The organism is Hyphomonas sp., assembly GCF_013823385.1.
Classification (GTDB): domain Bacteria; phylum Pseudomonadota; class Alphaproteobacteria; order Caulobacterales; family Hyphomonadaceae; genus Hyphomonas.
Window position 1 is genome coordinate 1 of record NZ_PNMA01000138.1, and the last position, 1,458, is coordinate 1,458.

Here is a 1,458-nt window from a genome sequence, read left to right on the forward strand (position 1 = left end):
GGGACGGAGCTGACCAGTCACGCGATCCTGAAATGGGTGAAGGAGGCCCGCATCGAATGGCACTACATTGCCCCCGGAAAACCGACACAGAATGCGTTCGTGGAGTCGTTCAATGGCCGCCTGCGGGACGAATGTCTCAACGAGCATCTGTTCGACCGGCTCAGCGAGGCTCGCAGCATCATCGAGAGATGGCGGATCGACTACAATACTGTCCGCCCACATACATCCCTCGGCGGTCTCGCTCCGGCGATGTTCGCCGACCAGGCGCGGCGAGCCCGGCCCGCTTCGCCTGAGCTACGCAAGAGCTCCGCTCAGCGGGCCTTGACCACCCACCCCCAACCAGAAAGAAAGGCGAACAGAGTCTCCAATTAAACGGCCCGGATCAAGGGGCTGGGTCACTTTGTGTCTCAAATGACTTGAATGGTTCCGCTCCCACATTTCAATTTTGCCGGCAAACCGTGTGCTTTCAGGATGAGCTACACGCACAGGAACGCTGCGCACAAAGCCTTTAATAGTGGGGAGACGCTATTAACGGTTCGCATGACTTCGATTGTCCAAATAGCCCCATCCTGCGCCTACAGCGCTATGTCCGCCGAACAGTTCATCCGCTTAGCCTCGTTCAGAAATGCGCTCAGCGAATCCAAGGAAAATTGCAGCCTCATCGGCTAGGTAGTTTAGTTCGTCACGGGGCGTTAGCTCGGATTGATACATCAGCGTCGTAGTCTGACGCGGTCACAACTGTTGGGTGCAATATCTTAAGCCGGTGTTGCCAGTCTAACTTTTTGCCGCTTTCGGTATTCCTGCCTGGTTCGCGCCGAGCCGCAAAGAGTTCACGATCACTGAGACTGATGAGAGAGCCATGGCGGCGGCGGCAATCATTGGTGACAGGAGGCTGCCTGTTACAGGATATAGGACGCCGGCGGCGATGGGGATACCTGCCGCATTATAAGCAAAAGCGAAGAACAGATTCTGGCGGATGTTACGCATCGTTGCGGTAGAAATGGAGCGGGCACGGACGATACCAGTCAGATCACCTTTGATGAGGGTGATACCCGCACTTTCAATGGCAACGTCCGTGCCGGTTCCCATCGCGATGCCGACATCGGCCGCCGCCAGTGCGGGCGCGTCATTCACGCCATCCCCGGCCATGGCGACGACCCGTCCTTCGGCGATCAGGCGTTTCACAATCTCGGCTTTCTGGGCAGGCAGGACTTCAGCTTCAACGGCATCGATGCCGAGAGAACGCGCGATCGCGTCAGCCGTCGTGCGGTTGTCCCCTGTCGCCATGACGATGTGGAGACCTGCCGCGCGCAGCGCGCTCAGGGCGGCGGGCGTTGAAGGTTTCACGGGATCGGCAATCGAAAGCACGGCTTGTGCTTCGCCTTCGACAGCCAGATAGATGGCTGTTGCGCCGTCGGTCCGGCGGCGTTCCGCAAGGGCTTGGAGTGCGCTCGTGCT

Annotated in this window: 2 protein-coding genes; one reads left to right on the forward strand and one right to left on the reverse strand. The window is 58.7% G+C overall.

Translation table 11 applies throughout. The features are described from left to right. A partial coding sequence (locus tag C0456_RS20505) for a transposase (protein WP_291056551.1) occupies positions 1–372 on the forward strand: 372 nt, incomplete at its 5' end. 402 nt (positions 373–774) lie between these two features. Here the strand turns inward: C0456_RS20505 and C0456_RS20510 are convergent. Beyond that, the coding region (locus tag C0456_RS20510; protein ID WP_291056554.1) for an HAD-IC family P-type ATPase at positions 775–1,458 on the reverse strand (684 nt) is incomplete at its 5' end.